Below are 5,817 nucleotides of genomic sequence, written 5' to 3' on the forward strand. Positions count from 1 at the left end.
TTTTTTTTAATGGTCCGGGACCCGCCGAGATCTACACCGTGTATCTTTCGTCGGCAGCGTCAGATGTGTATAAGAGACAGGGACAAAGAACTGCGGTTGAAGGAGCTGGCAGGCGGTGATCTGCCAACACATTACACCCGCTACTGGTCACGACCCAACCGGTACATTTACTACAAAATATTTGCCGGGGAGCTGCGGGAAGACCTGGAGGTTCTGTTTCAGAGCATGACTCAGGTCGAGGTGGCCTGTCTGTTGAGTATGCCCGTAAAGACGATGGTTTACAGGCTGAAAAAGTGGGGGATAGACAGGGATGACCAATGAAGAAAAACAATATCTATCGGATGTTGCCCAGCTCGGCTGTATTGCCTGCCGGATCAATAACCGACCCGGCACACCGGCAGAGGTGCATCACCAGCGCAAGGGGGCGGGAGCAGGAAGACGGGCCAGCCACTTTGACACCATGCCGCTTTGCCCGGGTCATCACCGGCACGAAGGGGATGCAATCCATCGAAGTCCTAAGATTTTTGAGGAATTGTACGGGCTGGAATCCGAGCTGGTGAGGCAGACACGGGAAGACGTGAAGGCGTACCGCAAGACGTTTGTTGGCAACCCATAAGAATTAAAAGGAGTCTAACCATGATACCCAGGGACGCAATCGGATTTCTAAACGGCAGTTTTTACAAGATGGGCAGGGAAAACATGCTGTTTTATTGGGATGGCGAATGGTTACGCAGCAGCCGGGATGTCGTGGAAGTGATGAAAGGTATTGGCAGGAAGAAATTCCCGTTTGATATGGCTAACAGCTAGGGAGGGATGTCTTTGAATAGTATTGATCAACCCGTTATGCGATCGACAGGAGTACGCATCCAGACAGCCCTGAGTTAAAGGAGGCACCATGTACTTTGCCCTCGAACCCGCACTGCAACGAATATTCGGGACACTGGAACACATGATTAAATCAGCAAGCTGGCAGCAGGATATAAACAGCGGGTATCGCAGGAGTAGAGTGCCACCAGGGCAGCGTAGAACAAAGGATGAACGCATCGGTGATGATGGTGTATCGAATCGACATTTGCGGGAAAACATGACCCCGGCATTGTATTCAATCCTGATCATTCGCTATGACGACAACGACAATAACCGGAAGCAGCACTGGGCCAAAGTGAACCATCAATTCAGGACGGACGAGCGCATACCGAAAGACATCCGAACCAACCCGGTGATGCTGCAACTTTTTTTAATGTACCTGATTCAATATCCAGAGCTACGGCAGGGCAAGGTGGTGCTTGTCAATAATGATGTGAGCCGGATGACGGTGTATCGCTGGAGCCTGAAATGTGAGCAAGTGTGCGGGGAATGGATCAAAGCCGCAGAAGATCAGGCGCAGGACGTATTGGAAAAGGCAGGAGTCATTAAGTAAGAAAACTGAAGCGATCGACAAACTGTCTGGAGTTAAGCCAGATCACCACGGGCACCACGGAAAAGGAGCTGGCGTTACAGACGATGATGAGGTCGTTTAAAGAAAGTTAATCAATTATCATTGAGTTTTAAAATTGTGGCTGTCCTATTTCTTCTATTTCTTGCTATTTCTTGATTTTGGCCATTTAATGCCTGGCGTCTTAGGGTAAAACATTAAGGATGTGTCACTGTGTAGTAAGGGCTACATAGCTGTCGGTGCCCCCCATTTATCCAATAAACGGTACTGACACACCCACAAAACCAACTCTTTACTGTCTTTCCTGCGCCATGTTGTCTTCTTGCAGGTAAGGCTTTCTGTAGCCTTTGAAAACAAAGGGTGAGTGCTTAATGTCTGCCCTGAGCCGTACTACCTTAAAAGTAAATCTTATTCAGGCCAACTTAAAGACTGAGCAATCTCCTCGCACCTTAACCCTGTCCATCTAACTGCTATTTTACATAATTGAAGATTCATAGGCGGCAAACCTGCTCTAGTATTCCTTATTGAAAAACACTTTTTTAATAGCAGTTTAAAGTAAGTCAGAAAAGGCCCTGAATATTGACATCTTCCGCTGGCTATCTTGGCAGATGTCTCGGTTCTTACCTCCTTAAGATCACTAGCATTCAGTCCAAGTGTAATGCATAAACTTTCACATTTTTCCAAGATATCTGTGTCTTTCAATTGTTCGAATAAGCTGTCAACAATCCTTTCCGTTCTTATTTCTGAATCTTCAAAGGTTGTATTTACTGCTGGGTGCAGTTTTTGCTCTGGAATATTATATGATGTTTTGGCTGGTGCAGGGGGGGGCCAAAATGGAGAAGGCGATGGTTCATTACCATGGGTATGTGAATTAATACTTGAAAAATCCCCAGTATATTCGCAGCTATCACATGAAATTTTAGTATTATTAAGCTCCCGCAAATAATGTTTTGACTCTTTTGATACATGGTCATAAGTTGCCTTAGTATTTGATACGTTACATTGTGGGCAACGAGTGTTTTTGTTATCTAAAATTTTAGGTGCACACACCTGACATACAACATGATGCCTATCTTCCAAGCATATTGGGTTGGCTACGATTGCCACTTCATGGCAGATAAGGCATTTGTTTTTTATCATTTGTTGCGGAACTATATGTACTGTAAATGTTATTCCTGATTGGTTAGTGTATTTAACTTTATCATCTGACTTGGCATTACTTTTTCCAGTTGTTATTTCGGATGGTAAAGGACATGCTTTTATAGTATTAGAAATGTTTGTATTAGCCATTCGTTACCTCTGCAAGAATTAATTAATTTGTAAAACAAAATGATTTGGACGGTTTTTCCTGGGATTTACGGGGTGGCTTGCTGCGTATTTATAGGCAGCTCTGTTCCTTATTTTGATCACTAACAAAGGAATAAGTTCAATTCTTTTATAATGAAGGTGGCAGTGATAGATAGTATTCCCTATTTTTCGGTGAAAAATATTATACGAATGCAGCATAAATGAAAAATAGGAAAATTGACATAAACCTGAATCCGTAGCTTCATGATAGATGGATTCCGCTACATCCCTTGCTACACTCAGCTTGCAGGCTATAAATAGTGCTTTCTTTTTTGCACCTACTGTGTGCTTTTTTGGATAATCAAAAAAACAGCTTTTTTCATGGCTCAATAATTACAGAGCCTTTACGGCAGAAGGGTTTCCGGATTTTCCAATTTCTTGGGATTAATTAAGAAGTCACGGATTCAGGTAATAAGTAACCAGCCATTTGCTTTCGTATATAACTTTATTGATCTACAAGTCATTTTCAAACGGGTAAAGCCAAAGTAGCACTCTTAGGGTAAACATTAAGGAATATTCCTCATGTCGTAATGGCTTCAGAGCTAAGTAGGTGGTAGTTTGCTATCGAATACTTTGACCACTAATAAATGAATAAGTTCAAATTCTTTTATAACCAAGGCAGCGTTGGTGGATGGCATTCCTGATTTTTCCGGCGATAAATATTGAAAATCTAACAACTGGCCACTTTATCAATAAGCATCGACCATTTTTCTAAGGCTTGGCGTTACTGGTGATGATCGGTTTATTAAATAAAGTTAACCATATGATCAGCCAATTTATACGAAAGCAAACTTCTAGCTAGTTCCCATCCAGAAACTCTAGCCCTTGGGGCACATAGGCTATAGAGATTCAAGGTGCTTCAAATTTACGGAAAAATCGCATCAACTCCGCTACAGGCCCCGAAAGTCGTGAGGAGCAGGTGTCAAAACAAAATGGTTTTTTTAGACCTGACCGCATGCCATACGTGGCCTACAGCGTTTCTGGATGGGAACTAGCTAAGTAGGTGATAGTTTGTAATCGGATATTTAAACCTCCCGATCAACAAATAGTTCAATCCCTCTGTAGGCAAGGCTTCAGGCAGGTCTTCCCCCACAGATTTATCCAACAGAAAATATTCAATAGCAAACTTCTACCTACTCATGCAAGATCACCTGCCATCAATCTCATATTTGCCATTGTACTTTATCTGCAATGCGATTATTCACCTTGTCCACTTCCACTCCTCCCTCAATATCCCCCCAACAATCTGTAAACGTATCCACAAAACCACCAATTCCAGTACCCCTATTATGGCCAAAAACTTCAGCAGCATCGCTACCTTAATTTAGTCTGTCGCTGACCTCCTTCGAGGCGACGTTAAGCAGAGCCAGTACGGTTAATCATCCCATTCACCCTGATTCAACGCCTTGAATGTGTGCTGGCTCTAGACATGTAAGCTGTTCTTAATTCAGATAGGCACAAAGGCCTATAGGCCCCAGCACTTACAACAGACCACATGCCCAACCTCTGTGCTTCGTGTATCATGAACCAATTTTTCAGCTACAGATGACCGCCAACATTCAGTCGCGGCTTAGCATCATTGCCAACAACCTGACCCCACATTCTTAACCCTTTTTCCAGAGTAAAAACTGAGCACAGATATGCCTCACTCCCCGATTAATCAGCAAGACATCAATAATACTGTCTGGAAGGCCTGTGACACCTTCCGGGGAACCGTTGACCCTTCCATCTACAAAGACTTCATCCTGACAATGCTGTTCCTGAAGTACATCTCAGATGTGCATCAAGACAAACTGGATGAGCTGACTACACAGTTTGGCGGCAATCAAGCAATGGTTGATGCGATGCTGGCTAGCCAGTCCTTTAAGATTCCGGCTGGGGCAACCTTCTGGAATCTGTACGAAAATCGCTATGAAGCAGGCAACGGGAGCCGTATCGACCAAGCCCTGCATGCTATTGAAGAAGCCAACGGCACCAAACTGAAGAATGTGTTTCAGGACATTAGCTTTAATACTGACAAGCTGGGAGATGAAAAACAGAAGAACGATATTCTGCGTCACTTGCTGGAAGACTTCGGTAAAGAGACTCTGAATTTGCGACCCAGCCGGGTTGGATCTCTGGATGTCATTGGTAACGCCTATGAGTATCTGATCAAGCATTTTGCTGCTGGCAGTGGTAAGTCTGCCGGTGAGTTTTATACCCCACCTGAAGTCTCTGACCTTTTGGCAATATTGTTGGAGCCTGAAGAAGGCGACCAGATTTGTGATCCTGCCTGTGGTTCTGGTTCGCTCCTGATGAAGTGCGGTAAGCAAGTACAAAAGAACTATAACGGTTCAAAGAAGTACGCACTGTTTGGACAGGAAGCTATTGGCTCCACATGGTCACTGTCAAAGATGAACATGTTCCTTCATGGTGAAGATAACCATCGTATTGAGTGGGGCGACACCATTCGTAATCCGAAACTTCAGGATGCCACTGGTGGCTTGATGCATTTTGATGTGGTCACAGCGAATCCTCCGTTCTCGCTGGATAAGTGGGGACATGACGATGCAGAGCACGACCCATTTGGTCGTTTTCGCCGGGGTATTCCCCCCAAAACCAAAGGCGATTACGCATTTATCAGTCATATGATTGAGACCCTGAAACCACAGACTGGTCGTATGGGAGTGGTTGTGCCTCATGGCGTTCTGTTCCGGGCATCCTCCGAAGGAAAAATCCGTAAGCAACTGATTGATGAGAAATAAACAGGACATCCATAAATCCAGAGCGAAAGCTTAAGTAAAACGATGGTTCAATCTAGACGAATAGAAATTTATGGATGTCCTGTTCCTTTCCTGTTCCTTATCCTGTTCCTTATCCTGTTCCTTATCCTGTTCCTTATCCATATCCATATGGATGTCCTGTTCCTTGATGCTGTTCCTTATCCTGTTCCTTAGCTGTTCCTTAGTAGCGACAAAAACATACTGACCAGCCAGGATGGAAAAGTGACTTTCTCCTACATCAACAGCGAAACCGGAAAAACAGAAACCCGAACC

General features: G+C 44.2%; 7 protein-coding genes. 5 read left to right on the forward strand and 2 right to left on the reverse strand.

The genetic code is table 11. The features are described 5' to 3' along the window. From RM811_RS00875 to RM811_RS00890, 4 genes are all read left to right on the forward strand, one after another. Positions 1 to 321: hypothetical protein (locus RM811_RS00875; RefSeq protein ID WP_402519845.1), on the forward strand; the 321-nt coding region annotated here is incomplete at its 5' end. Continuing rightward, on the forward strand, positions 311 to 616 hold the full coding sequence (locus RM811_RS00880; RefSeq protein WP_402519847.1) for a Ref family recombination enhancement nuclease: 306 nt from the start codon (positions 311 to 313) through the stop codon (positions 614 to 616). The genes RM811_RS00875 and RM811_RS00880, both read left to right, overlap by 11 nt. A 20-nt stretch (positions 617 to 636) precedes the next feature. Then, positions 637 to 807: a hypothetical protein gene (locus RM811_RS00885; protein ID WP_402519850.1), complete on the forward strand. Its 171-nt coding sequence runs from the start codon at positions 637 to 639 to the stop codon at positions 805 to 807. Positions 808 to 895: 88 nt separating this feature from the next. After that, on the forward strand, positions 896 to 1,420 hold the full coding sequence (locus RM811_RS00890; RefSeq protein WP_402519852.1) for a hypothetical protein: 525 nt from the start codon (positions 896 to 898) through the stop codon (positions 1,418 to 1,420). A gap of 423 nt (positions 1,421 to 1,843) precedes the next feature. Here the strand turns inward: RM811_RS00890 and RM811_RS00895 are convergent, their stop codons facing one another. Next, a complete protein-coding gene (locus tag RM811_RS00895; RefSeq protein WP_402519855.1) occupies positions 1,844 to 2,725 on the reverse strand; it encodes a hypothetical protein in 882 nt (293 codons plus the stop codon). 1,697 nt (positions 2,726 to 4,422) lie between these two features. On the opposite strand from RM811_RS00895, the gene RM811_RS00900 reads away from it, so the two are divergent. Then, on the forward strand, positions 4,423 to 5,526 hold the full coding sequence (locus tag RM811_RS00900) for an N-6 DNA methylase (RefSeq protein ID WP_402519857.1): 1,104 nt from the start codon (positions 4,423 to 4,425) through the stop codon (positions 5,524 to 5,526). 30 nt (positions 5,527 to 5,556) lie between these two features. Here RM811_RS00900 and RM811_RS00905 read toward each other — a convergent pair. Beyond that, positions 5,557 to 5,817, reverse strand: a 261-nt coding sequence (locus tag RM811_RS00905; RefSeq protein ID WP_402519860.1) for a hypothetical protein, incomplete at its 5' end; no start/stop codon positions are given.

This window comes from Endozoicomonas sp. (assembly GCF_031844845.1).
Taxonomy (GTDB): Bacteria; Pseudomonadota; Gammaproteobacteria; order Pseudomonadales; family Endozoicomonadaceae; genus Endozoicomonas.